General features: G+C 41.2%; 28 protein-coding genes. 1 reads left to right on the forward strand and 27 read right to left on the reverse strand.

The window, feature by feature from the left end; genetic code table 11:
- Nucleotides 1-5: 5 nt before the first annotated feature.
- The 15 genes from CVD23_RS14995 to metG all read right to left on the reverse strand — a co-directional run bounded on the left by CVD23_RS14995 (nucleotide 6) and on the right by metG (nucleotide 14,628).
- Nucleotides 6-632 (reverse strand): 50S ribosomal protein L25/general stress protein Ctc, encoded by a 627-nt coding sequence (locus CVD23_RS14995; RefSeq protein ID WP_101666464.1) that lies wholly within the window; start codon nucleotides 630-632, stop codon nucleotides 6-8.
- Between the two features lie 155 nt (nucleotides 633-787).
- Complete coding sequence (locus tag CVD23_RS15000; RefSeq protein WP_101666465.1) at nucleotides 788-1,744, reverse strand: ribose-phosphate diphosphokinase; 957 nt, start codon at nucleotides 1,742-1,744, stop codon at nucleotides 788-790.
- A gap of 18 nt (nucleotides 1,745-1,762) precedes the next feature.
- Nucleotides 1,763-3,136 (reverse strand): bifunctional UDP-N-acetylglucosamine diphosphorylase/glucosamine-1-phosphate N-acetyltransferase GlmU, encoded by a 1,374-nt coding sequence (glmU, locus tag CVD23_RS15005; protein ID WP_101666466.1) that lies wholly within the window; start codon nucleotides 3,134-3,136, stop codon nucleotides 1,763-1,765.
- A 445-nt stretch (nucleotides 3,137-3,581) separates the two neighbouring features.
- Nucleotides 3,582-3,872 carry a septation regulator SpoVG gene (spoVG, locus tag CVD23_RS15010; protein ID WP_003347151.1) on the reverse strand — a complete coding sequence of 97 codons (291 nt, stop codon included), beginning with the start codon at nucleotides 3,870-3,872 and terminating at the stop codon, nucleotides 3,582-3,584.
- A gap of 292 nt (nucleotides 3,873-4,164) precedes the next feature.
- Complete coding sequence (gene ridA / locus CVD23_RS15015) at nucleotides 4,165-4,539, reverse strand: 2-iminobutanoate/2-iminopropanoate deaminase (RefSeq protein ID WP_101666467.1); 375 nt, start codon at nucleotides 4,537-4,539, stop codon at nucleotides 4,165-4,167.
- A gap of 24 nt (nucleotides 4,540-4,563) precedes the next feature.
- On the reverse strand, nucleotides 4,564-5,385 hold the full coding sequence (purR, locus tag CVD23_RS15020) for a pur operon repressor (protein WP_101578947.1): 822 nt from the start codon (nucleotides 5,383-5,385) through the stop codon (nucleotides 4,564-4,566).
- A 57-nt stretch (nucleotides 5,386-5,442) separates the two neighbouring features.
- Complete coding sequence (gene ispE, locus CVD23_RS15025; protein ID WP_101666468.1) at nucleotides 5,443-6,312, reverse strand: 4-(cytidine 5'-diphospho)-2-C-methyl-D-erythritol kinase; 870 nt, start codon at nucleotides 6,310-6,312, stop codon at nucleotides 5,443-5,445.
- Between the two features lie 322 nt (nucleotides 6,313-6,634).
- Nucleotides 6,635-6,811, reverse strand: a complete 177-nt coding sequence (locus CVD23_RS15030; protein WP_101578949.1) for a small, acid-soluble spore protein, alpha/beta type — start codon at nucleotides 6,809-6,811, stop codon at nucleotides 6,635-6,637.
- A 158-nt stretch (nucleotides 6,812-6,969) separates the two neighbouring features.
- Nucleotides 6,970-7,233, reverse strand: coding sequence for a biofilm formation stimulator Veg (gene veg, locus CVD23_RS15035; protein ID WP_101578950.1), 264 nt, complete (start codon nucleotides 7,231-7,233; stop codon nucleotides 6,970-6,972).
- 212 nt (nucleotides 7,234-7,445) lie between these two features.
- A complete protein-coding gene (gene yabG, locus CVD23_RS15040; RefSeq protein ID WP_101578951.1) occupies nucleotides 7,446-8,324 on the reverse strand; it encodes a sporulation peptidase YabG in 879 nt (292 codons plus the stop codon).
- Between the two features lie 214 nt (nucleotides 8,325-8,538).
- On the reverse strand, nucleotides 8,539-9,417 hold the full coding sequence (gene rsmA / locus CVD23_RS15045) for a 16S rRNA (adenine(1518)-N(6)/adenine(1519)-N(6))-dimethyltransferase RsmA (protein WP_101666469.1): 879 nt from the start codon (nucleotides 9,415-9,417) through the stop codon (nucleotides 8,539-8,541).
- The gene (gene rnmV, locus CVD23_RS15050; RefSeq protein ID WP_101578953.1) at nucleotides 9,410-9,970 is read right to left on the reverse strand and encodes a ribonuclease M5; all 561 of its coding nucleotides are present in this window, start codon (nucleotides 9,968-9,970) and stop codon (nucleotides 9,410-9,412) included. The genes rsmA and rnmV overlap by 8 nt, the downstream gene beginning before the upstream one ends.
- A 298-nt stretch (nucleotides 9,971-10,268) precedes the next feature.
- Nucleotides 10,269-11,462: a G5 and 3D domain-containing protein gene (locus CVD23_RS15055; RefSeq protein ID WP_101578954.1), complete on the reverse strand. Its 1,194-nt coding sequence runs from the start codon at nucleotides 11,460-11,462 to the stop codon at nucleotides 10,269-10,271.
- Nucleotides 11,463-11,705: 243 nt separating this feature from the next.
- The gene (locus CVD23_RS15060) at nucleotides 11,706-12,473 is read right to left on the reverse strand and encodes a TatD family hydrolase (protein WP_101578955.1); all 768 of its coding nucleotides are present in this window, start codon (nucleotides 12,471-12,473) and stop codon (nucleotides 11,706-11,708) included.
- Nucleotides 12,474-12,675: 202 nt separating this feature from the next.
- Nucleotides 12,676-14,628, reverse strand: a complete 1,953-nt coding sequence (gene metG, locus CVD23_RS15065; protein WP_101578956.1) for a methionine--tRNA ligase — start codon at nucleotides 14,626-14,628, stop codon at nucleotides 12,676-12,678.
- Between the two features lie 689 nt (nucleotides 14,629-15,317).
- Here metG and CVD23_RS15070 point away from each other — a divergent pair.
- Nucleotides 15,318-15,608, forward strand: coding sequence for an AbrB/MazE/SpoVT family DNA-binding domain-containing protein (locus tag CVD23_RS15070; RefSeq protein WP_180955677.1), 291 nt, complete (start codon nucleotides 15,318-15,320; stop codon nucleotides 15,606-15,608).
- Nucleotides 15,609-15,649: 41 nt separating this feature from the next.
- On the opposite strand, the gene rsmI is transcribed toward CVD23_RS15070, so the two are convergent.
- The 12 genes from rsmI to CVD23_RS22015 form a co-directional block, all read right to left on the reverse strand.
- Nucleotides 15,650-16,522, reverse strand: a complete 873-nt coding sequence (gene rsmI, locus CVD23_RS15075) for a 16S rRNA (cytidine(1402)-2'-O)-methyltransferase (RefSeq protein WP_101578958.1) — start codon at nucleotides 16,520-16,522, stop codon at nucleotides 15,650-15,652.
- Nucleotides 16,494-16,787 carry a GIY-YIG nuclease family protein gene (locus CVD23_RS15080; RefSeq protein WP_101578959.1) on the reverse strand — a complete coding sequence of 98 codons (294 nt, stop codon included), beginning with the start codon at nucleotides 16,785-16,787 and terminating at the stop codon, nucleotides 16,494-16,496. The genes rsmI and CVD23_RS15080 overlap by 29 nt, the downstream gene beginning before the upstream one ends.
- Complete coding sequence (locus tag CVD23_RS15085; protein WP_101578960.1) at nucleotides 16,777-17,517, reverse strand: tRNA1(Val) (adenine(37)-N6)-methyltransferase; 741 nt, start codon at nucleotides 17,515-17,517, stop codon at nucleotides 16,777-16,779. The genes CVD23_RS15080 and CVD23_RS15085 overlap by 11 nt, the downstream gene beginning before the upstream one ends.
- A gap of 93 nt (nucleotides 17,518-17,610) precedes the next feature.
- Nucleotides 17,611-17,985 (reverse strand): DNA replication initiation control protein YabA, encoded by a 375-nt coding sequence (yabA, locus tag CVD23_RS15090; protein WP_101666470.1) that lies wholly within the window; start codon nucleotides 17,983-17,985, stop codon nucleotides 17,611-17,613.
- Between the two features lie 265 nt (nucleotides 17,986-18,250).
- Nucleotides 18,251-19,078 carry a PSP1 domain-containing protein gene (locus CVD23_RS15095; protein ID WP_101666471.1) on the reverse strand — a complete coding sequence of 276 codons (828 nt, stop codon included), beginning with the start codon at nucleotides 19,076-19,078 and terminating at the stop codon, nucleotides 18,251-18,253.
- Entirely contained in the window at nucleotides 19,071-20,078 is a 1,008-nt protein-coding gene (gene holB, locus CVD23_RS15100) for a DNA polymerase III subunit delta' (RefSeq protein WP_101578963.1), read from the reverse strand. Before holB ends, CVD23_RS15095 begins: the two co-directional genes overlap by 8 nt.
- A gap of 13 nt (nucleotides 20,079-20,091) precedes the next feature.
- Nucleotides 20,092-20,532, reverse strand: coding sequence for a YaaR family protein (locus CVD23_RS15105; protein ID WP_101666472.1), 441 nt, complete (start codon nucleotides 20,530-20,532; stop codon nucleotides 20,092-20,094).
- A 22-nt stretch (nucleotides 20,533-20,554) separates the two neighbouring features.
- Nucleotides 20,555-20,884 carry a cyclic-di-AMP receptor gene (locus tag CVD23_RS15110; protein WP_101578965.1) on the reverse strand — a complete coding sequence of 110 codons (330 nt, stop codon included), beginning with the start codon at nucleotides 20,882-20,884 and terminating at the stop codon, nucleotides 20,555-20,557.
- Nucleotides 20,885-21,108: 224 nt separating this feature from the next.
- Nucleotides 21,109-21,747 carry a dTMP kinase gene (tmk, locus tag CVD23_RS15115; protein ID WP_101578966.1) on the reverse strand — a complete coding sequence of 213 codons (639 nt, stop codon included), beginning with the start codon at nucleotides 21,745-21,747 and terminating at the stop codon, nucleotides 21,109-21,111.
- Nucleotides 21,748-21,750: 3 nt separating this feature from the next.
- Nucleotides 21,751-23,205: an aminotransferase class I/II-fold pyridoxal phosphate-dependent enzyme gene (locus CVD23_RS15120; RefSeq protein WP_101666473.1), complete on the reverse strand. Its 1,455-nt coding sequence runs from the start codon at nucleotides 23,203-23,205 to the stop codon at nucleotides 21,751-21,753.
- A 186-nt stretch (nucleotides 23,206-23,391) separates the two neighbouring features.
- Nucleotides 23,392-23,595 carry a sigma factor G inhibitor Gin gene (locus CVD23_RS15125; protein ID WP_101666474.1) on the reverse strand — a complete coding sequence of 68 codons (204 nt, stop codon included), beginning with the start codon at nucleotides 23,593-23,595 and terminating at the stop codon, nucleotides 23,392-23,394.
- Between the two features lie 384 nt (nucleotides 23,596-23,979).
- Nucleotides 23,980-24,163: hypothetical protein (locus CVD23_RS22015; protein WP_219619930.1), on the reverse strand; the 184-nt coding region annotated here is incomplete at its 5' end.

A 24,163-nucleotide genomic window follows, 5' to 3' on the forward strand; every position in this document is an offset into this window, starting at 1 on the left:
TCGTCTTATTCTTCACTTGGCTTTGCTGGTCCGCCTTGTTCATTTTCAGGAGTACCGCCTTCCTGTTGATCCCCTTCTTCCTCTTGTTTTGGAGGGAGAATGGAGACAATGACTTCCTCTGGATCATGGTTTATTTGATAATTGCGGTCGGATGTTATATCCCCAATTGTTAAGTTTTCGCCAATTTGAAGGTTGGTTACATCGACCTCAATTGCTGGCGGAATTTGATTTGGTTTCGCCGTAATCGTAACAGCGTGGACAGGCTGCTGCATAACTCCCCCATCCTTAACACCAGCGGCGTCGCCGACAAGCACCAGCCTGACCTCAGCATGTATCTCGGAAGACATGTCAACCGCCCTGAAATCAGCATGAATAATTTCATTCCTTAAAGGATCATGCTGATAGTCACTTAAGATTACTTCATGCTTGCTTCCGTTAATATCTAAAGAAATGATACCATTTCTGCCAATTTCGCGGATCGTCTTAATTAAATCTGCTGAGCTGATATAAACTGATTTATTATCAACTTTCGTTCCATAAACAACCGCTGGAATATTCCCTTGTTCACGAAGCTCTCTTAAACTTGAATTGCGAAAATCTGAACGTTCCATTGCCTGCAAGACTGTACTCATCAAAAAGTCCCCTCCCTAATTTGTAGTGCAAATACTATTAATAAAAATGCCCTAAATAAAGAGTCGCTAAACACTTGATGGTGATATCCTGAAGTACTTGTTCCGATTTAACCATACAACTTCACTTGCCCAGAAGGAGAGCCTTACGTAAATTTTTAATCAAAAAGGGTGCTGACCGACTGCTCCTCATGGACGCGGATAATCGCTTCGCCGATTAAAGGTGCAACTGAAAGAGGAACGATTTTTCCGCTTTTCTTCTCCTCCGGCAATGCAATTGAATTGGTGATAACAAGCTCCTTGATTTTCGAGTTTTCAATCCGATCAATGGCCGGGCCTGATAGTACCGGGTGAGTACAGCATGCAAATACTTCTGATGCACCATTTTCGACTAATGCATTGGCAGCAAGGGTGATTGTTCCGGCAGTATCGATTATATCGTCAATTAAGATCGCGACCTTCCCTTCGATATTCCCGACAATGTTCATTACTTCGGCAACATTTGGCTTTGGACGGCGTTTATCAATGATCGCAATCGGTGCCTTTAACCGTTCCGCCATTTTTCTTGCTCTTGTAACCCCGCCATGATCAGGAGAGACAATGACGATATCATTTAGCCCTTTTTTGTTTTTAAAGTACTCGGATAAAATCGGTACACCCATTAAATGATCGATTGGGATATCGAAAAATCCTTGAATTTGCGGAGCGTGCAGGTCGAGCGTGATCACACGGGTCGCACCGGCCTTCTCAAGAAGGTTTGCCACCAATTTTGCTGTAATTGGTTCACGGGCCCTTGCTTTACGGTCCTGGCGCGCATAACCGTAATACGGCATGACAAGATTGATGGTTTTCGCCGAAGCGCGCTTTAACGCATCAATCATGATTAACAATTCCATCAAATGCTCATTTACAGGCAGGCTTGTAGATTGAATTACAAATACATCACAACCGCGAATGCTTTCTTCAATGTTTATTTGAATTTCACCGTCACTAAAACGGGTGACAGAGCATTTCCCTAACTCCACACCGATCACTTTCGCAATTTCGGTTGCAAGCTGCCGGTTCGAATTAAGCGTAAAAACTTTAAGGTTTGGATCTAAATACTGGTTCGACATGCGGGACCTCCAAATGGCTTATTTCTTTATATTTAAATTTTGAACATAGTTCTCTTTATTAACTTGACGGGCCCGGGCTATCGACAATGCTTCACCTGGAACATCCTCCGTGATCGTCGAGCCGGCCGCTACATAAGCACCTTTACCAATAGTAACTGGTGCGACAAGATTTGAGTTACAGCCGATAAAGACACCGTCTTCGATTTTCGTTAAAAACTTGTTTTTCCCGTCATAATTTACGGTTATCGATCCGCAGCCAATATTTACATCGCTGCCAACCTCTGCATCACCTATATAACTGAGATGGGAAGCTTTGCTGGCTTTACCAAACACAGCTTTCTTAATTTCAACAAAATTGCCGATTTTGACTTCATCATGAATGTCGGATTGCGGGCGTATATGGGCAAACGGGCCAATATTGACGTGCGAGCCAATAACGCTGTCATGCGCGACGGATTGGCGAATCACGGTATGGTCACTTATTTGACAATCCTTGATTTCCGTTCCCGGTCCAAGCTTGTTTTCTGCCCCAACAACCGTTTTTCCCGCCAGTATCGTCCCCGGATAAATAACTGTGTCCTGCCCGATAATGACATCAGGCCCGATATAAGTGTTGAGCGGGTCAATCAAAGTTACCCCGTTTCGCATATGGGCTTCATTAATTCTCAGCTTCATGAGCCGCTCTGCTTCTGCGAGTGCAACCCGGTCATTAACACCAAGTGTTTCACCAAAATCAGCGGTTTGATATGCGCTTACCGTTTCGCCTTGTTTTTTGAGAATTTCAATCACATCAGGCAAGTAATATTCACCCTGGACATTATCATTTGAAACATTTTGCAGTGCTTCAAACAAATGTTTATTGTCAAAACAATAGGTACCAGTGTTAATTTCGTGAATGTTTCGTTCTTCTAATGAAGCATCTTTATGCTCAACAATTTTTTCGACAAACCCTTCCCCGTTTCTGATAATCCGCCCATACCCGGTTGGATCGTTGGCCCAGGCAGTTAGCACCGTGGCTTTCGCTTCCGTCTGTTCATGGTGCGTGAAAAGGGCTTCAATTGTTTCCGACCTTATTAATGGAGTGTCACCGCAGACGACAACGGTTACCCCTTCTTTGCCGCTTAAGATTTCTTTCGCCTGCATAACAGCATGCGCTGTCCCTAATTGCTCCGCTTGCAATGCATAGCTGCTTTTTTCACCCAACTGGCTCTTGACGTCTTCAGCACCGTGGCCAATGATTGTTACCATTTCTTTTATATTAAGTTTTAATACTTGATCTACAACGTGTTGCACCATAGGTTTGCCGCAAACAGGATGAAGCACTTTATAGAGCTTTGATTTCATTCTTGTCCCCTGGCCGGCCGCTAAAATTACGGCATATCTAGTTAACATTTATAAGCCTCCAATTTACCTTTTTACCCATTAAGAATATATCTTAAAAAGCGGCTTATTTCAAGGATGGAACAGAAAGTACATATTTTTGTCATCAGGAAATGGGAAATAAAACAAACTGGTGAGCCTTAAAATTTTGCGGGAATGATGTTTAAAGGTGTGTCACAGGGGAAATTGAAAAGAAAAGTGAATGTGTTTTAAAAACAAACCTAAAGCCGTTAGTCCCGTCGCGGAGACAAGCCTAAACCGCTTGTTCCTATCGCGGAGACAAGCCTAAACCGCTTGTTCCTATCGCGGAGACAAGCCTAAAACCGCTTGTTCCTATCTTAGCCAATTTTCGGCATCGGTATTTATAATTTGAAGCTAAACGCAATTAAGATAAATAAGAAGTTTTATTCATCAAAAAGAGCCTGACTCATGAAGTAGGCCCTTGCTGTTTATCTTTTTAGGAAGCTCCAGCTTCTTCAAATTCGACTTCTAATTCACCTAATCGGTGGTACTCTGCTAAAACAGCTTCTTGGATCTTCCCGCGAGTTCCCGAATTGATCGGATGTGCAATATCACGAAACTCCCCGTCCGGAGTACGTTTGCTTGGCATTGCGACAAATAAACCATTGTTTCCATCAATAACACGGATATCGTGAACAACGAATTCATTGTCCAAAGTGATTGAGGCAATAGCCCTCATGCGGCCATCCGTATTAACGCGGCGTAATCTTACGTCAGTAACTTCCATAATGTTCACCACCTTTTTCCCTAGATAGAAAACTAGTTAAGTTATTCAACAAAACTTCCCAATTTCCTGCTTTGCGAATAAAAAATTTTTTAAAAATTGGGGTGAATTCGCGCAATTGAGTAAATTTCACAATGTAATAAGCTAAACCGAAAATAGAATGAAGTTGTCTACATAAACACGAGTATTGCGATAGGAAACGAATAATACTATCTTAATTTTCAATAACTGTTCGTTTTTCAGTTAAAGAATTGCTTTATGAAATTCATTCCATTAATAAAAAAACGCCTGTCAGCTATTTGACAAGCGCAATTACTTCTATCTCAACTAGAGCATCCTTTGGCAGTCTTGCTACTTCAACACAAGAGCGAGCTGGCTTATGGTGCGAAAAATACTCCCCATATACTTCATTTATATCTGCAAAATCATCCATGTTTTTTATAAAAACTGTCGCTTTAATAACTGTTTCCAATGAAGCTCCTGCTTCTTTCAATACAGCTTTTAAATTCGCAAAAACCTGGTGGGTCTGTGCTTTAATATCACCTTCGACCATCATCCCTGCAGCAGTTAACGGGATTTGCCCGGAGCTGTAAAACAAATTATTCACAACAATACCTTGAGAATAAGGACCAATTGCTGCGGGTGCTTCATGTGTTTGTACAATTTTCATGTGATTTCCCCCTTGTAAGGATTTCTAATTCATCGTAAAAAAATTGCCTTCACCAACATTAATCCGTTTTTCCTTTACGTCGACATCAGAGAGCCTGACAAGCGACAGATATTCATCTACCAGCCGCTCTTCTATGTTTTCGGATTCTACTAAAACGGCAATACCGGCTACTTCTGCTTTGAACTCATCAAGCATACTGATCATCCCATTAACCGTTCCGCCAGCTTTCATGAAGTCGTCCACAATCAATACCTTTGACCCCTCTGCCATGCTTCTTTTTGAGAGGACCATTGTTTGAATTCTTTTCGCTGAGCCTGACAGATAATTAATGCTCACTGTTGAGCCTTCGGTAACTTTATTATCCCTTCTCACAATCACTACCGGTACATTGAGCTGGCTTGCCACTGCATAGGCAAGCGGAATCCCTTTTGTCGCCACTGTCATAACGACATCAATATTAGCCTCCGCATAGGCAGAAGCAAATAAACGCCCGACTTTTTGGACGATAGAAGGATCGCTTAAAATATCGGTCATGTACAGATAACCGCCGGGCAGGAGCCGTTCCGGGCTTGCGATCAGAGCACATAGATCCTCTATAAAAGGCTTCGCCTCATCTTTCCTGACTTTTACGTAGTATTTAACTCCCCCTGCTGCCCCATGAACAGTATGAAGGGATCCGATGCCTCTTTTTTCAAAGGTTTGTTTAATAATTGTCAGATCTTCACTAATAGAAGATTTGGCAGAATGATAACGATCCACAAAAAATGTCAAAGGAATTAACTGCCGCGGATGTTCTAACAAATAGTTCGTCATATCTATAAGGCGCTCGCTGCGACGAAATTTCAAAATGGAACCTCCTCAAACCCGAATATTCTACCGATAATATACCATTATTATACGGATTTAATCAAGGGTGTTCGGTTCACCAAGCATTCGAACGGCAAATACCTGGTCACAAAAACCCCGCAAGCCATTGTATATCCGGTGCATTCTTGAGTCATGCTGAACGAGCCCAAAAACGGTCGGCCCGCTCCCGCTCATTAATACAGCATCGGCTCCAAAACGCCTCATTTGTTCCTTAATATGGGCTACTTCCGGATACAGATTTAAAGTCACTTCCTCAAGAACATTGCCGACATTTTGGCAAACCCCGCTATAGTCATTTCTTTCAATTGCGTTAACCATGCTATCAATATTTGGATGTTTCTTTCCTTTTAGATCAAGACGGCGGTAAACATCCGAAGTCGAAACTCCGATGAACGGCTTCGCTAAAATGACCCAGCAGGTAGGAGGTGCAGGCAGCTGCGTGATTATTTCTCCTCTGCCTTTCGCCAGGGCCGTTCCTCCGTATACACAAAAAGAAACATCCGATCCGATCTCTGAGCCAATCTCGGCCAGTTCATCCATTGTCAGACCAAGGCCCCAAAGCTTGTTTAGACCTCTTAACGCTGCCGCAGCATCACTGCTGCCGCCTGCCAGGCCCGCAGCAACAGGTATAACCTTTTCGATCGCAATCGAAACTCCCTTTTTCACATCGTATCGCTCTTTTAATAATCGCGCCGCTTGATAAGCAAGGTTCCGCTGGTCATCCGGCACAAACCGGTTATGCGAGATAATTTTAATTTCATTTTTTTCTAATAAGGACAGTTCAAGCCGGTCTGCGAGGTCAATCGTGGTCATGATCATTTCCACCTCATGATAACCATCCATCCTTTTATGTAAAACATCTAAAGATAAATTAATCTTCGCGGGCGCTTTTACTAAAAGCTTCACTTATGTCCACCTACTTTTACAAAATTCGACGATCTCCGTATTTTGTCCTATTCTACCACAAATGGGATAACTCAAGACGTTATTCCCGACAATCATCACAAATACCTTATTTTATCATTTTTCTGTATTTGAAAAAAGACTAAATTAGCCGAAAAAAATGGCGAAATATAAGTAAATGGTTAGCAAGAGCCTTTGGCTTTTATCATATTGATCGTGTGATAAAGCAAAATAGCCCGATCAATATGATAAAAAGCCAGGACATGCGCCCTGGCTTCACCGCGGTAAATCCACAATTTCTGCTTGGTACAAAACGTAAGAAGTGTTATCGTCGTGCAGCTAGCTGCTGCTGGGCGAGCTCAACTGCCCGCTTTACCATGTTCCCAGCATCTTTGGCCCTAATTCCGCCCCAACCATCCCTTTGGACAACATCATAAAACCCAAGATCTTTAGCAAGCTCCTCTTTAAAACCCTCTGACATAATCCCTCTTCTTCTGCCCAAGAAAAACAACCCCTTTCTTTACACGCGGCATTATTAGTATTGATAAACCCGTTTATTTGATGTGAACCTTTATTTACCCTGATGCCTTGTTTACAAGAACAGAAAAAAGGCAAAATAAAAGACAGTAAACAATTGTTTACTGCCTGCTTTGGGCCTTATTAACTTAAGGCAATATTTCTTGAAGCATCTTCATAGAAGGTAATTTGAACTGTCTCAGTTAAAACGTCCGCATAACTGTAAGATACACGTTCAAATGCATTTTCATCTTGATCTAATTCAATCACAAAAACGGAAGGGTATGTTTCTGCTAAAACACCGGAACGCTCAATCGTTTTTCTGCGTCCGCCGTTTGCCTTGAGCAAAAGTCTTTTACCTAGATTCGAATCGAGTGCTTTTTTAATATCCGATAATGTTTTTGGCATTCGGTCCACCTCACTATGTAAAGTATAACACGCTGACATAATTAAGTCAAACAAAAAGATAAATTATAACAGTCATTCAAAATGATTGTCAATATATTTTCTCTGACTTTTTCTTCGATATTTCAACAATTTTAGGTTGACCTTTTTCGACAAAGAATATGTGCGTTCTATTCAAAAAATAAGTCGTTAGTTAAAACGAACGACTTATTTTTTTACTGAAGTTGATCGAGTTTATATGGCATTCCTGTCCGCAATACACCCTTCGTTTCAATGCCCCCTAACCCTTTTTGTCCGGTAAGCGTATTTCGCAGCACGTCCCACACATTGATTCTTTCCATAAACGGTGTAAAGCTTATTTTTGCCACAATATAGACAGGATCAAGAGCATGGATATTTACCCTTGAAGGAGAGCTGGCAAAATTTGCGCCGGCATGGATGAGCGATTCAAAATGGGATTGGCAAGCGCCCGCAAAGATGACCAACTGATCCAGATGGGGGATTTTCCTTCTAGCTTCTTTGACTGTTTGGACGAAGTGGCGTGAATGCCGGTACGCATTTAAATCATTTATTTTTCCTTTCGCCTTTGAATAAGCATCATGGCCGGTTATCACAAGGATATCCGGGCGGTAATAATCAATGAGATGCACGATTTTGTCAGGCATCTCTTTTTCCGCGCAATGGATTCCGTATACAGGAACGCCAACCTTTTCATATAGCTGTAAGCACTTCTTTAAATAAACAGGATCGCCATCTAAATGCAGGACCCTTCCAGGCATTTGAAAAAAGTTGTGGGACTTGCTGTACCCTCCTGTTGCATCATACTCCTGCTTCTGTTTCAACAGGTCCACATCCTGCCGGAACAGCTTGAAGGACTGTTCTTCAAGCGATCTGAATTCGCGCGCCAATTTTGTTCGTTTAGATGGATCTATAATGATTAAGTCCTCATAGGGAGCATCTGCAATAAGCCGAACATCCTCTCCTGCCAACACAGCTGTTTTCCGGCCTGCTTCTTCCTTTATATCGATGACTCTAAACATTATGTCGCAATGATAAGAAATTCTCCCAACGATATCCATTACGTTAATATCCATAATCGTCACTCCCAGATCTTTCTCTGATAAGCTATGCAAATTCCTATCTCATTGTGATTGGGTTGACATAGAGCTCATAACGCCTGTTTACGGGAGTCAGCGGGGACAAATGCGTTTAGTTCAGGGAAGTTCTTTCTGCATATACCCTACTGCATATGATAAACCATCTTTGCTGGAGCTTATCACGCCGAAATAAATAAGACCCTTAAGGGTCTTAGCGGAAAAGCGGGTATAGTAGGTTGCTCAGGTGCGCAAATTCTTCGATTGAAAGGGTTTCTCCTCTTCGGCCGGGATCAATGTCCGCTTCATGGAGAGCGGCCACAATTTCATCCTTCATCTCTTTTCCATTTGGCAGCTGGCTTGTTAAATTATTTAAAATTGTTTTTCGCCTTTGTGCAAAACTTGCTCTAGTAACTAAAAAAAAGAATTCTTCTTCAATCACTGATACAGCTGGTTTATTCCGTTTTGTTAAACGAATCACCGCTGAATCGACGTTTGGCTGTGGTACGAAAACAGTTTTGGGCACGACCATCACTGTTTCTGCTTCTGTATAATACTGAACAGCAATTGATAGAGATCCATAGTCCTTAGAACCAGGATTGGCAGATATCCGGTCTGCAACCTCTTTCTGAAGCATGACGACAATCCCCCTGATCGGAAGATGTTCTTCAAGAAGCTTCATGATAATTGGTGTAGTTACATAATACGGTAAATTAGCAACGACCGTAATATCGTTAATACCTGCAAATTCCTCATTAATTATTTTGCTAACATCGGCTTTTAAAACGTCCCCATGGATTATTTTTGTATTCGGATAGGGGCCGAGCGTATCTTTCAAAATAGGAAGCAGCCGCTGATCTATTTCTAAGGCGACTACCTTTTTGCTGTTTCTGGCAAGCTGTTCTGTCAATGCACCAATGCCGGGACCGATTTCGATCACTCCTGTATTGTCAGTCAATCCGGCATGATCGACAATATTTTTTAAAATATTGGTGTCAATCAAAAAATTTTGACCGAGACTCTTTTTGAATGAGAAGCCGTATTTCTCAAGAATGGCCCGTGTTCTTAAGGGGGTTGCGATATCCTTATTCATGTTGTTCCTCCTGACGTATTGCTGCCAGCGCAGCGGCGAACTCCTCCGGGCTAATTTGGAACATCATTAGCCGTTTATGAAGCTGTTTACCGTTCGTATAGCCAATTTTCAGCAGCTTTCCAAGTTTGATTCTACGTTCTTTAGATCCTTCTCCGCCGATTAAACCTGCTAAGATGAGATCATCCTGGCTTATTTCTTCTCTAACCTCGCCGTTCATTGTATGGGCAGCATTTAATGCCTTTCTTATCGCAGCTGGTGATGCATGCTCAACGCCAACTCCTTTGCCGTGCTTTTGCAATGCATCGCATTTTTCGAGAAAAGCATGCCGGCATCCTGGTACATTATCGGCAATCGTTTTTCTTATCTTCTCTCCTGGAAAGTCAGGATCGGTAAACACAATGACACCGCGGACTTTTTGGGCCAACTTAATTTTTTCGATCGTTTCTTTATTAATGGCAGAACCGTTAGTTTCGATTGTATCGGCATCGACAGCGTTTCTAATCGCAGTAGTATCATCTTTTCCCTCGACCACAATAATTTCCTTAATCTTCATTTTTCCTCCATTATACAGAAAAGCGCAAGCGCCTCTACAGACGCGATTGTATTAACCCGCACTGAAACTTTAATTTTTTTGTTATTTTTGAAAAAAACCTGAAACATTTTTGTAACATTAAACGTCTATATAAAAGAAAGCAGCATAAAATGAAATGGAGAATTTAAGAAATCTCCATCGTGTTACTCATAAATGCATGGATCAAGTCATTCTAAAACTTCATTTACGCTTGTTTAACAATTATAAATAAAATTAATTAAAATGCAAAATGCAGAGGATTGCTCCCCTGCATCAAAGCCTAATCTAATATTTTGATCTTTACTTTTTTTCTGCCCCAGCGATAGGCTTCGGATGTTCCAGCAAAGAAGACATCGATTTTATGGCCTTTAATTGCTGAGCCTGTATCGGAAGCAACAGCATAACCATAGCCATCCACATAAACCTTTGTACCAAGCGGAATAACACTTGGGTCCACGGCGATTACTTTGGCATTTGGGTTTGCGTTGAGGTTAACCCCGGTTGCAGTAACGCCTGAACAGCCATTGCAACTGGCCGTATATGCTGTTGAGTCTACATAAAACTCCCGGCCCGCTGATGGTTCAGACTGAGCTGCTTGGCGGGATACTTGCTGGGCGATTATCTTCGTTCCGAGGGCTACGACCTTATCCTGTTTGTCTTTAATCTTCTTCTCGCTGATTAATTTTCGGGAAATTTCCTGTCCGTTTTCTTTCACCACTTCAAATTCTTTCGCAACTAGACCGTTTACGCCTTCAGTAATAACTTTTTCGGTACCTTGAGCAAGGCTGCCATCTTTCTTTGTTTCAATGGCAAAGCTAATTGGTTCTTCCACTACATCGGTGACTTTTTCAACTCGAATGACGTTGACAACGCCATTTTCTGTGATTGTCTCTTCTAGATTAGGTTCAACACGGTCTGAATCAGCCAGTGGAATACCTTGCTGCACTAAAAAGTCAGCGACCGTAGTCGAAGTGGACCAGACTTCCAGTTTATTACCTCCATCGATAAGCGTTAAAGGAAAGGCTTTTTGAATGGAAATTTCAAGATCATTTTTAATCTTTTCGTCAAGCTTTGGGAGAACCTTATCATGCTCACTTAAAACAATCTGGTGTTCTTTTAAAAGCTCTCCAACCGTCGCGGCTGTCGTCCAAACTGTCTTGTTTTCTTCACCTTGCACAATCTGAACCTGCTTCGCCTGTTCCCAAACCACTTTTATATTGTTTTCAACCTTTGTGTTTGCCACTGGAAACACATAGTCTTCTGAGCGTACTGCAATGTTAAGTTCATCGAATATATCTTTTATCTCAGCTGCGTGTGTTTTGATGACTTTTTCTTCGCCGTTCAGCGTCAGGGCTACTGTTTTCTTCGTAGTTTCATAAAACAAGAATCCGGTTGCTGCCGCAAAAACTACGAAACTAGCTGAAATAACGGCTAACTTCTTTTTACTCAAAGACTTGGAAAACAGGTTTTTCATGGTTTCAATTACGATGAAAAACGCCTCCTTTTCTCTTCGGAGTGATTATAGTAAACTATCTCGTCTTCTGTCAACCTAAATACCTTTCCTTCAGGGCGCACCTCTTATTATGCAAAATGTATTTCGGAAAAGAAAGGAAGACTTATCGACATGGTTATCCTATGAGTGAAAGGAGATATGTAGAACTTTTTAGAATAGTAAGAAAATAGGACAAGCTTTCACATGTATCGACAAAAAAGCTTATCAATTTATGCCGAATATTTTTTTTGCGTTTGCCGTTGCAGCCTCAGCAAACTCCGGCAATGACAGCCCTTTAATCTCAGCAATTTGTTCAGCAACCAATTTTACATAACCCGGTTCATTTCTTTTTCCGCGAAATGGGTGCGGCGTTAAATACGGACAATCTGTTTCAATTAACAAACGGTCTAACGGAATTGCCGCTGCTACTTCTTTCGGCGTTTTGGCATTTTTAAATGTTACGGGACCACCCAATGAAATATAAAAATTCATATCCAAACACTGTTTAGCAATCTCAACGCTCCCGCTGAAGCTATGCATGATCCCCCCTATTTCCTCTGCACCCTCTTCCTTAAGGATTTGTACAGTGTCCGCAGTCGCATCCCTGTTATGGATAACGATCGGCAGCTTTACCTTTTTCGCCAGCCTGATTTGCTTGCGAAAAACCTCTTTCTGGATCTCTTTAGGCGATTTATCCCAATGATAATCGAGACCCATTTCTCCAAGCGCCACAACCTTTGGGTGTGCTGCGAGCTCTTCAAGCCACTGTAAATCTTCCGCAGTCATATCAATCGCATCAACCGGATGCCAGCCAACACTTGCATGAATAAACTCATATGTTTCAGCAAGTTCAATTGCCTTTGTGATGGTTGGTTTGTCAAACCCGACCACAACAATATTTGTGACACCAGCTTCGAGTGCTCTGTTAATAACTTCCGGCAAATCTTCATTAAACTGTTCTGCATTTAAATGGGCATGTGTGTCAAAAAGCAATCTAAAAACTCCTTTAAACTAGAATTTTATTTTTTGATTACAATTATTAAATTTAAAAAACTATCCATTCAATAACTTTATGTAATGAATATATAAAGATATAGACGCCTAAATTGATGAAATTTATTATATTAGAATAAAAAACATAGAACTGTTTCCTTATAGCTGTAACATGTGAAACAATTCTATGTTTTATTCTTTTTTATTTTACCTGTGATCCGTTCGGGAGAGTCTGGTCAACAGTAGCCAAGGATAGTTCTCCGTCTTTTCCTCCAGCTAAAATCATTCCTTCTGAAAGCTCACCGCGAAGCTTGACCGGTTTTAAATTCGTCACACAAATGACTTTTCGGCCGATGATTTCCTCTGCAGTATAATACTTTGCAATCCCGGAAACAACCTGGCGTTTTTCATAGCCTAAATCAAGCTGGAGCTTTAAAAGCTTATCCGTTTTCTTCACAGGCTCTGCATGAATGACCTCTGCTACCCGCAAATCCACCTTCATAAAATCATCAATCGTTATTTCTTCCGTCTCCGGCTTTTCTTCAGGCTTAGTTTCGGCTGTTACAGATGGGGCTTGCATTTGTTCTTTAATAAACTCGACCTCCTCTTGTATTTCCAGCCGAGGAAATAAAGGCTCCCCTTTTCTTATCGCAGTGCCCTCGGGAATTTGGCCAAATGATTCAAGGCTGTCCCAGGAAGTCAGTGTTTCTTCGTTAACATTCAGTTGCTCAAAAATCCGTTCAGGTGTACGGGTTAAAAATGGCTTTAATAAAATCCCAATCCGGCGTAGCGACTCTGCTAAATGAATCATCACACTCGCCAATTGTTCCCGGCCCTGTTCTGATTTAGCCAACACCCACGGCTGCGTTTCATCAATATATTTATTTGTTCTGCTGACAAGCTGCCAAACTGTACTCAAGGCCACTGAAAACTCCATTTTTTCCATTGCTTCTTCATATTTACCGATCACATCGACGTTGGCGTCGAGCAACAACCGGTCAAATTCGCCGTTGGAACCTTTATATGAAGGAATAATCCCGTCAAAATATTTTTCAATCATCGCAATCGTACGGTTTAAGAGATTTCCAAGGTCATTCGCCAAATCAAAATTGATTCGCTCCACAAATCCTTCCGGAGTAAACACTCCATCCGCCCCAAAAGGTACTTCTCTAAGCAGATAATAACGGAGTGCATCAAGGCCATAGCGATCGATTAAGGTAACAGGGTCGACGACATTTCCTTTCGATTTGGACATCTTTCCATCCTTCATTAATAACCAGCCATGGGCAAAGACCTTTTTTGGAAGAGGGATATCAAGCGCCATTAACATGATCGGCCAATAAATTGTATGGAACCTGACAATCTCTTTGCCAACTAAATGGACATCGGCAGGCCAATAATTTAAATACTTTGCATCATTCTCAGTCCCATAGCCAAGCGCGGTAATGTAATTGGACAGGGCATCAATCCATACATAGATAACATGCTTCGGATCACCAGGTACCTTTACGCCCCAATCAAAGGTAGTTCGTGATACAGCCAAATCTTCCAAACCAGGTTTAATAAAGTTATTAATCATTTCATTTTTTCGTGATTCCGGCTGGATGAAGTCGGGGTTTTCTTCGTAATATTTGAGGAGCCGATCCGCATATTTACTCATTTTAAAGAAATAAGAAGCTTCTTTTACCTTTTCGACAGGACGGCCGCAATCGGGACAGTTACCATTCTCAAGCTGCCTGTCCGTATAAAAGGATTCACAAGGCGTGCAATACCAGCCTTCATATTCATCTAAATAAATATCGCCCTGCTCAACCAGCCTGGCAAAAATCTTTTCCACCGTTTGTTTATGGCGATCCTGGGTTGTACGGATGAAGTCATCGTAAGAGATTTCGAGTTTGCCCCAAAGCTCCTGGATTCCATCGACGATTTCGTCCACGTATGTTTGAGGAGTAATCCCTCTTTCCCCAGCTTTACGCTGAATTTTTTGTCCGTGTTCGTCAGTTCCGGTTAAATACATCACGTCATAACCGCGCAGCCGTTTATAACGGGCCATTGCATCGCCCGCAACTGTCGTATAGGCATGACCGATATGGAGATTGCCACTTGGATAATAAATGGGAGTAGTAATATAAAATGTATTCAATTTTTCCTGCATCGGATATTCCCTCCTTATTTAAAAAAGCACTATAAATGAAACCTATCCTGAACAGCTAAGGAAAAAATCCCGCCCAATGGGACGAGATCTCTAAATATCCTGCCTTGATTGAGCTGTTTTATCCTGTTTTTTAGCGAAGTTAACAACCATCTGATGTTCTAGTCCGCCTAGAGACATCATAACCGCTTATATCCTCAAAATATACCTAAAAATGTGAAAATGTGCAACCAATTAAGGAGCTTTACAAGCAACAAAGCATGTGATGTAAAATTTTATGGATAACGCTGGTTTTTATTAAAAATAATATTTTTTTAGACTAGAGGTTTAACCAGCCGTCCTGGAGGGAATATAATGACATTAGTTTTTTGTATCTTGCCGTCTGAAAAGCGGATTTTTGTAGATTTTTGTCGAAAAAAGTATAAATATTATACACTTTAAAGCTTTTTTGATAAAATGCCATAAATAAATTTTACTTATTACAGGATTTTTTTTTTATATTTTTTATAATTTTAACCGTTAACAACCTTTTTATATCAAGGTTTTTATAAAATGTTGTAAAATTACACTCGGAATTATAAATAAAATAATTGACGTTTATGGGAAAGGCTGGTATTATTATATTAAATAAAGAATTTGTCGAATTATGACGAATTCCAATAAAAATAGAGATAAAGGTTGAGAGGAGATTAATTAAGATGAAATCTACAGGTATTGTTCGTAAAGTTGATGAATTAGGTCGTGTGGTGATTCCGATTGAATTAAGACGTACGCTCGGTATTGCTGAAAAGGATGCTCTAGAGATTTACGTAGATGATGAAAAAATCATCTTGAAAAAGTACAAGCCTAACATGACTTGCCATGTTACTGGTGAAGTTTCCGATGATAACGTAACTCTTGCAGGCGGAAAATTAATCCTTAGCCGTGATGGCGCTGAGCAGTTATTAAAAGAAATCCAAAGTTCTTTTGAACTTTCCAAGTAATAATCAAAAGCTTCTCCAAATAAATGGAGAAGCTCTTTTTATTATGATTCGATATGATAGACATGATATACATCGCGTTTCTGAATATTTCTGTCCTTCGCTGTTTGCTTAATCGCATCTTTCGGAGCCATTCCTTCCGAAATGTAATGCTCAATATGTTCCTTAATGGTTAAGCGATCCCACCACAGTTGTTGATCCGAAGCGGATTCGGATCCGCCTTCAACCACAAGGCAAAACTCACCCCTTACTTCTTCACGGTTTGCCCAGTCCATCGCTTCAGCGATTGTGCCCCTTATCAGTTCTTCATATTTTTTCGTTAGTTCCCTGCAAAGAACAATCTTTCTCTCGCCAAGGACTTCTGCCATTAGTTGTAATGTATCTTTTAATCGATGGGGCGCTTCATAGATAAGAAGTGTAGCTGTTTGCTTACCCAGCTCTTCCAGTTCTTTTCTTTTCTCCTTTTTATGCCTGCTCAGAAAGCCATAAAAATAAAATGGCTGAGTCGCTAAGCCCGATGCAATCAGGGCTGTTAAGGCAGCATTAGCACCGGGAAGGGAGACAACCGTAAGCTGTTCCTCTGTTGCCTTTTTCACCAGTTCATATCCGGGATCCGAAATAGCCGGCATTCCTGCATCACTGACGAGGGCAATTTTTGCTCCATTTTTGAGCAGTTTCACAATTTTCTCTCCACTGACATCTTTATTATGTTCATGGTGGCTCATCAATGGAGTATCAATTTCAAAGTAATGGCATAGTTTTTTCGTGTTTCGCGTGTCTTCTGCAGCGATGAAATCCATTTCTTTCAGGATTCTAACTGCCCGAAAACTCATATCCTCCAGGTTCCCGATTGGAGTTGGAACGAGATACAGGATTCCTTTGCTTTCTTCATTCTGGAAGCTCTTTTGCTGCCACATATGCCCCTCCTGTTTCCTGAAGCAGGAAATCTTCCTTCTTTTTTCTCGGCAATTTTTTAAAATCATATTCGGCTTTCAACGCCTCACCTTTATTAGCGAACTGTTTGTAAAAAATAAGTGTCACCGGCCCTCTGCCTCTTGTATATTTTGCCCCTTTCCCTTCATTATGAAGCTTCACTCTTCTTTTTAAATTGTTCGTATATCCTCCATAAAAACTTCCATCATTGCATGTTAATACATAAAAATAATGACAGTTATTCTCCATATAAAAGTTCGCTCACTTCTCGGGTATATTCATTTCGCTCATTATAAACAAATAACGGCGCCAAGATTTTCAGATCTGGTTTCCCGTCTTTCGTTGCTTCAATCAATAAAGTATTCGCTTCACTTCCAGGCTTCGGATGAACAAGTTGAATCCGCTTCGGCTCGAGCCTGTATTGCCTCATTAATGTTATTATATCAAGAAGCCTGCCGGGCCGATGAACAAAAGCAGCCTTTCCTCCCTGCCTGAGCAGCTGGCTTGAAACGCTCACAGCGTCTTCAAGGGTACACAGGATTTCATGACGGGCAATCGCCAAATGTTCATTTTCATTGATTTCAGCGTTCGATGGTGTCGGAAAGTAAGGTGGATTGCATGTAACGACATCAAACTTTCCATAGCCGAGCTGCTTTGGCATATCTTTAATATCGCCATGTATCATCGTGATTCTTGATTCGAGGCTATTATAGCGAACGCTCCGCACAGCCATATCATACAATCGTTCCTGTATTTCCACGCCGGTAATTCTCCCTTTTGTTCGTGCACTCAAAAATAACGGAATTACTCCATTCCCGCTGCAGAGGTCGATAAGATTCCCTTTTTGGATCGGAACGTATGCAAACCTTGCCAATAAAGCAGCATCCAAAGAAAAGGAAAATACGGACGGGCTCTGAATAATCCGCAAATTTTCTGCCAGAAGATAATCGAGCCTCTCGTCATCTTTTAACATTACCATCGTCGTTCCTCCAAGAGCTATTTGTTGTTATGTAAAAGATCTTTGTTGTATGACAGGAGAAAAACAGCCTTCCTGCAATAAGGAAGGCTGAGCTTATTTCTTATTTAAAAAAGATAAACAAAACAGGCAATCGCCTTCCTTACGGGGGCTTCCAAAATGCAAATTGCAAATATGAAACCCTTCCTGATAAAGGCGGGCAAGGTTATCATAGCCTTCACCAATATCAAGAGGATGTTTGCCATCCTGTTCCGAATGGCTGTCACCCTCTTTTCCCTTGCCGGCATTTTGCTGCTCTTTTTCTGTAGTTTTCTCCAGACGGAGCCTTAAAAGGTCATTCTCAATTTTTAAAGAATTATTCTCTTCCAGTATTTCCGCAAGATGGACTTTAAGCTCCCCAAGCTGGCGGTACAACTGGCCGATCTGAGTTTCCATATTTGTAACTGAATCAAAAATTTCTTTTTTATCCACGCGTTCCACCTCATTGTCCAGCTACGGCTCCTAGCTTCCTAAGGTCATAAACCAGTCACAGAAGCATCCTTCCAAGTATAAAATGCTTCTGCAGCATAGCAAAGTCGAAGAAACTATGTTCGTCCCGTTGCAAGGCTCCATGATGGTCATTCGAAGATGTTTGTCGTGTTGCCTTGTTTGTTGCGGCTAAAAAAACAGCCTCGTTCCTATTGTGGCTTCCAATGCTCGATACCTATGAACAAGCTGAAGCCGCTTGTTCCTATTACTAATCTGTTGATTGTAGCGAGACAGCGCCTTCTTTTAAAATTTCATCCAGCGTGTACTCCAGAACGCGATCAGGTTCAGATAACTCCACTTGCAGGACGCGTTCCAATATATTTAAACCGACAACCTTGCCGCGTCCACTAGGGGTTTTAATAAACTCACCCAAGTCCGGAAGCTGTTCTTTTGCTAATTCATACTCATCATTTTCATATTTTAAACAACACATAAGACGACCGCATAAACCGGAAATCTTGGTAGGGTTTAACGATAAATTTTGGTCTTTCGCCATTTTAATCGAAACCGGATCAAAATCTCCTAAAAACGTTGAACAGCAAAGCATTCTTCCGCACGGGCCAATTCCGCCCAGCATTTTCGCTTCATCCCGAACACCGATTTGGCGCAATTCAATTCTAGTCCGAAAGATCGCTGCTAAATCCTTGACTAGCTCTCGAAAATCAACTCGTCCATCCGCTGTAAAGTAGAATATAACTTTATTCCGGTCAAATGTATATTCCACATCTACAAGCTTCATATCTAATTGATGTCCATTTACTTTTTCACAGCAAATATCATATGATTCCTTTGCTGCCTGTTTGTTCTCTTCGACAATCAACCGATCCTTGTGATCTGCAATTCTCAAGACTTTTTTAAGAGGGAGGACTACATCATTTTGTTCAACCTGCTTACGGGCGATCACTACTTTCCCGTACTCTACACCCCGAACCGTTTCTACAATAACGAAGTCCCCTTTTTGAATTGAGAGCTCCCCGGGATCAAAATAATATATTTTGCCAGCTTTTTTAAAGCGTACACCTACTACATCATACAAATGAAGATCCCTCCTGCAATTTTAACACAAGCTGTTCCATTAACAGCTGCGGATTCATATTTGCATGCAGCTTTCTTTTTGCTTCTAAAATGGCCGTCATCTGTTCGATTAGACGCCGTCCCGATGTTTGCAAAGCATATTGCTCCAAGCGTGATTTTTCGCTTGTATAAACAATCTGCTCCTGCTTTCCGATCTGGATATATAATAAATCCTTAAATACAAGAAGTAGTAAATCTAAACCACGATCAAGCTGATCTTTCTCTTTAAAGTGCAGAAACCAATTCTCCTGAAGGTTGACCATTGCTTCAAGGGGATTCTTTTTAAGCACTTCATATAATTTTAACACTATTTTTTGAGCTTGTGCAAACCAATCGTCATTGCTAAGCTCCAATGCTTCAGTTAAATTATTTGTCAGCTGGGAAAGCAGCGGCGCCATGCTCGCTGTTACGCCATTTTCAACAAGCTGGCTCGCCATTTTTTCTGGAGGTAAAGGCTTAAATGTAATAATTTGGCACCTAGAGAGAATCGTCGGCAATATTTGCTGGGCTTGTTCAGTGATTAAGATCGCAAACGTTTGAGCATGAGGCTCCTCCAAAAACTTCAGGAGACTGTTCGCTGCATTTACAGTCATTCGATCAGCATGAACAATCAAATATAGCTTTCGTTTCGATTCCACGCCCGTTTTTGAGAATTCTTCTTGCAGTGCTTGAATTTGGCTTTTTTTGATGGAAAGGCCATCAGGCTCAACTACATGAATATCAGGATGGTTTCCGCTGTTAATCCTCTTACAATTTAAACAGCTTTCACAAGGTTCATAACCGTTCGCTGGATTTTGACAAAAAAGGCTTTTCGCCAGAAGCAGGCCTGCGTCCTTCTTTCCCGTACCTCTTGCACCCTCAAATAAATAAGCATGCGCCACACGGTCCTTTACCAGGCTGTTTTGAACCATTTTTAACACTGTCGGCTGTATTTCCTCTAATTGCTCCCATGTCCTAGCCAATCCAATCACTCTCTTACGTGTATAAATTAATGAGAAGTCCTTTGATTTCCCCGATCTTCCCTAAAATATGAATTGATGTTTCTTCTTGCTTCATGACATTGTCTGTTAGTTCGACTAGCTTGTCATCAATCGTGTCAACAATTTTTAAGGAACGGCCCTGTCCAAATTGATTCCAACTGTGGGATTGCTTGAGTTCCATCCCGAAATCGACTGTTTCCTTAACAAATCGTTTCACAAGCGCTTTAAACTTGGCTAAGTCCTTAAATGTCCGTGACCGGGCCAGCCGGTCGCCTGCCTGGTCGATATCACCCATCAGCCGCTGGAGCTGTGTCACTTGCATCTTTTGATCTTGCTTTTGAACGTATTCGTTGAATTTTATCCCGACAACATTTTGCTGTTTCTGCTCATGGCGGCCTTTATCGAGATTTAACCGCATATCTTGGTTAATTTTCATAATGAAACCTCCGGATGTTTCCTTAAAATTGGAGAAATTGATCGACTGGAAGAACAAACACGGTTGCCCCGCCTACTTCAACTTCTACCGGGTATGGAACATACGAATCTGCATTACCGCCCATCGGTGAGACAGGTGCAACCAGCTGGTCTCTTGATTTACAGTTTTCCTTGATGATTTGCAGAGCGCGGTCCACTCGAATATCGTCGGTACCGACCATGAAAGTCGTATTTCCTGATTTTAAAAAGCCGCCTGTTGTAGCGAGTTTTGTAGCCCGGAAATTATTTGCCATTAAAGCTGTTGATAAACGATTGCTATCCTGGTCCTGAACAACTGCAATGATTAACTTCATTTTTTCATCCTCCTTAATAGGAAAAAGCGTTTGGCTTGTTTCCAAATTTTTTTCCGAAAATCCATTTATTCTTATTATAGCAGGTATTTCGATTGCTGATAGCCTTCTTTTTACAAAAATAGGAATTTCGCTCTTAAATCTGCTTGAAAATTTTTATTGACAAAATTGGACCAATGTAACTTTATGCCTGTCCCTCATTATTTCCATATGTAACCTGTAAAAATTCACACTGGTTTATCGATGGTTTTTTTTATTTTTTCTGCTGATTGCTCATACACGTTTTGAATAGGCTGGGAAGCATCGATTCTGTGTATTCTTTCAGGGAATCTTTTCATTAAAATATAATAACCTTCCCTTACTTTATAATGGAACTCAATCGTTTCCAAATCGAGCCGGTTTACTTCCCTGCCCGCATTTTTGCTGATTCGTCCCAAACCTTCTTCCGGATCAATATCAAAGTATAGGGTTACAGAAGGCATCATTTGCTCAATAGCAAACTGGTTAATCGATAATACTTCATCAATTCCAAGTCCTCGTGCGTAGCCCTGGTAAGCGAGCGAGCTATCGATGAAGCGGTCACACAATACAACAGCACCATCTTCGAGCGCAGGTTTCACTTTTTCAACGAGATGCTGCCTTCTTGCAGCGGCGTATAATAACGCCTCTGTCCGAGGGTCCATAGCTGTATTATGTGTATTAAGGATTACCTTGCGAATCTGTTCAGCGATATCAATCCCGCCCGGTTCCCTCGTCATCATGACTTTATGGCCTTCCGTTTCAAGCTCCTTTGCAAGCAGGCTGAGCACAGTTGTCTTGCCAGCCCCTTCTGGACCTTCAACCGAAATAAAGATTCCTTTTTTCATTCTTTAACCCCCAGATGAGAACTCTTTCTGTATTTTGTATACCTTTATTTTTCTTTCCAGCAAAGCCTCTCCCCCTTGGAACCGCGCTCCACTTTTGAGAAGGAGGTTAAGGCTTTCCATATCTGCTTGATCAATTAATTCTCCAGGATATAGTAAAGGAATGCCTGGAGGATAAGGCACGATCATTTCAGCACAGATTTGCCCGGCTGCTTCACTAAAATGCAGTTCTTCTATTTCTAAATTTTTTGCCTGTTTTCCACTTAAAAGGAGCGGTGAAACAGGCTTCTTCTTAAAAAAAACATCCCTTTGTTCATTTACCTGATCGAATTCATTTTTCAGCGCTCTCGTCAGTTTATCAATAACCAGTGCAAATGGATATTCCTGATCTTGTTTTAATAATGGAAGAACAAAAAGAACATTATTCGGATCTGCCAGCTCGACAAATACACCTTCCTGCTCCATCCGCTTCTGTATATCAAATCCATTCAGGGTACATGTTGATTGCAACGTTAATTTTAATAAATCGCCATTGCCGCTCTCCAAAACCTTTACCCCTTCTATGTTTGATAATTCCTGCTTAAAAAGTCTCACGGCCTTCTCCGTGTAATCAAGGTCATACTGATTGAAAGAAGCCAAATAGCTCCTGGCTACGTCTAAAGAAGCCAAAATCGGATAAGAAGGGCTGCTCGATTGGATAACTCGCAAATAATATTTTAAAGTGTCCACCGATAACAGTTGACTATTAAAATGCAAAAACGAGCCCATTGTCATTGCCGGCAGCGTCTTGTGCGCCGACTGGACGGTGATATCCGCCCCCAACTCAACTGCGGACAACGGAAAGGGACGGCCCGCGATAAAATGAGCACCGTGTGCCTCATCAACAAGTACTGGTATATCATGCTGGTGAGCCACATTTATAATACTTTTTAAGTCATAAGTAAGACCGTAATAGTTTGGATATGTGACGATAATAGCTTTAGCATGCGGATACAAATAGATGGCCTCTTCTACAGTTTCGATTGATACTCCTCCGGCAACCTGCCATTCCTCGTCCAGCATCGGCCCTAAAAACACGGGATTTCCCCCAGCAAGCTCGATTCCATTTAAAATCGATTTATGGCAATTTCTCTGCACAAGGACAATGTCGTCCTCTTTAATCGCAGCCAATATCATCGCGAGATTGCCACCCGTCGATCCATTAACTAAAAAAAAGCTCTCTTTGACACCGTATAATTCAGCCAGGAGCCTTTCTGCCGCCAAAATGACTCCCTCAGGCGAATGAAGATCATCCAATCCTGTCAATTCCGTCGCATCAAGCTGTAAAAATTTCGCAAAGCCAAAATCTTTTTCTATAGGAAATAACGAACCATACTTATGGCCAGGGACATGCAACGAAATCGGCTTCTTTTCACTATGGCGAACTAAAGCCTCTAATAAAGGCGTTTCTTTTTGATCCATGTTATCACCGATTTCTTATTCAAGATTCTTATCTATTTTATCAAAATAAACCTTCGGCTGCTCCTTTTTTAATAATACATCCCGAGCGCACCCGTTTGTCTCTGTTTAGATTTGCTGCACAAGAAATGGCGCACAAACGCCTCATCATGGAAATGGCAAAAAAGAAAGCCTCCGTTTCGGAAGCCTTCATGAATGAATTTCAGGTTTAGTTATCTTTTTTAACTGTTTCAAAAAGTACTTATATTTAGGATCATCCGTATCCGTAATAATAAGATCATGTTCACAATCAATACATATAAAAGAAGTGTATAGATGTATGCCCCTCCATTTTATTTGTTCGCAAACGACACATGTTTTCCCCGTCTGTTTCTTCGCTAACAAATTGTTCAATACTCCACCTCCACACCCCTATTCTCACCAAACAACTGTATTTGTATACAATTTTTCGAATATTCCTCAGTGCTCCATTGTATGTATTACATGCTAATTAAGTGTATGTCTATACTACATATCGGCTTCGATCAGAATATAATAATAACAGGCCGGAGATGAGTTTTTCCTTGAATCTTGCCATGAACTAGTTTTGACGTACTTATAAATACTGTTACTTACTTCCCGAACTTGGGCGTTTTTGCGAATGAATTAAAGAAATCAGAAAATCAAGGCATTGTATTGGAAAATCCTAACAATTTATTGAGTGATAAAAAAGAATTAAGCGGAAATTCCGGTGATTCGCGCGAAAGTACGGAGGAATTAAGCGGAATCTTGGCTTAATTAAGCGGAAAATCCAGGAATTAAGCGATAATCGTAATTAATTAAGCGAAACGGTGTGTCGGATGGTTTCTCCGTATCTAATGAAAATAAAAAAAGAACAACCATCATCGGCTGTTCTTTTGTATGCGCTTGGCGGCGTCCTACTCTCACAGGGGGAAACCCCCAACTACCATCGGCGCTGAGA

It is taken from the genome of Bacillus sp. V33-4 (genome assembly GCF_002860225.1).
GTDB lineage: Bacteria > Bacillota > Bacilli > Bacillales > Cytobacillaceae > Bacillus_BJ > Bacillus_BJ canaveralius.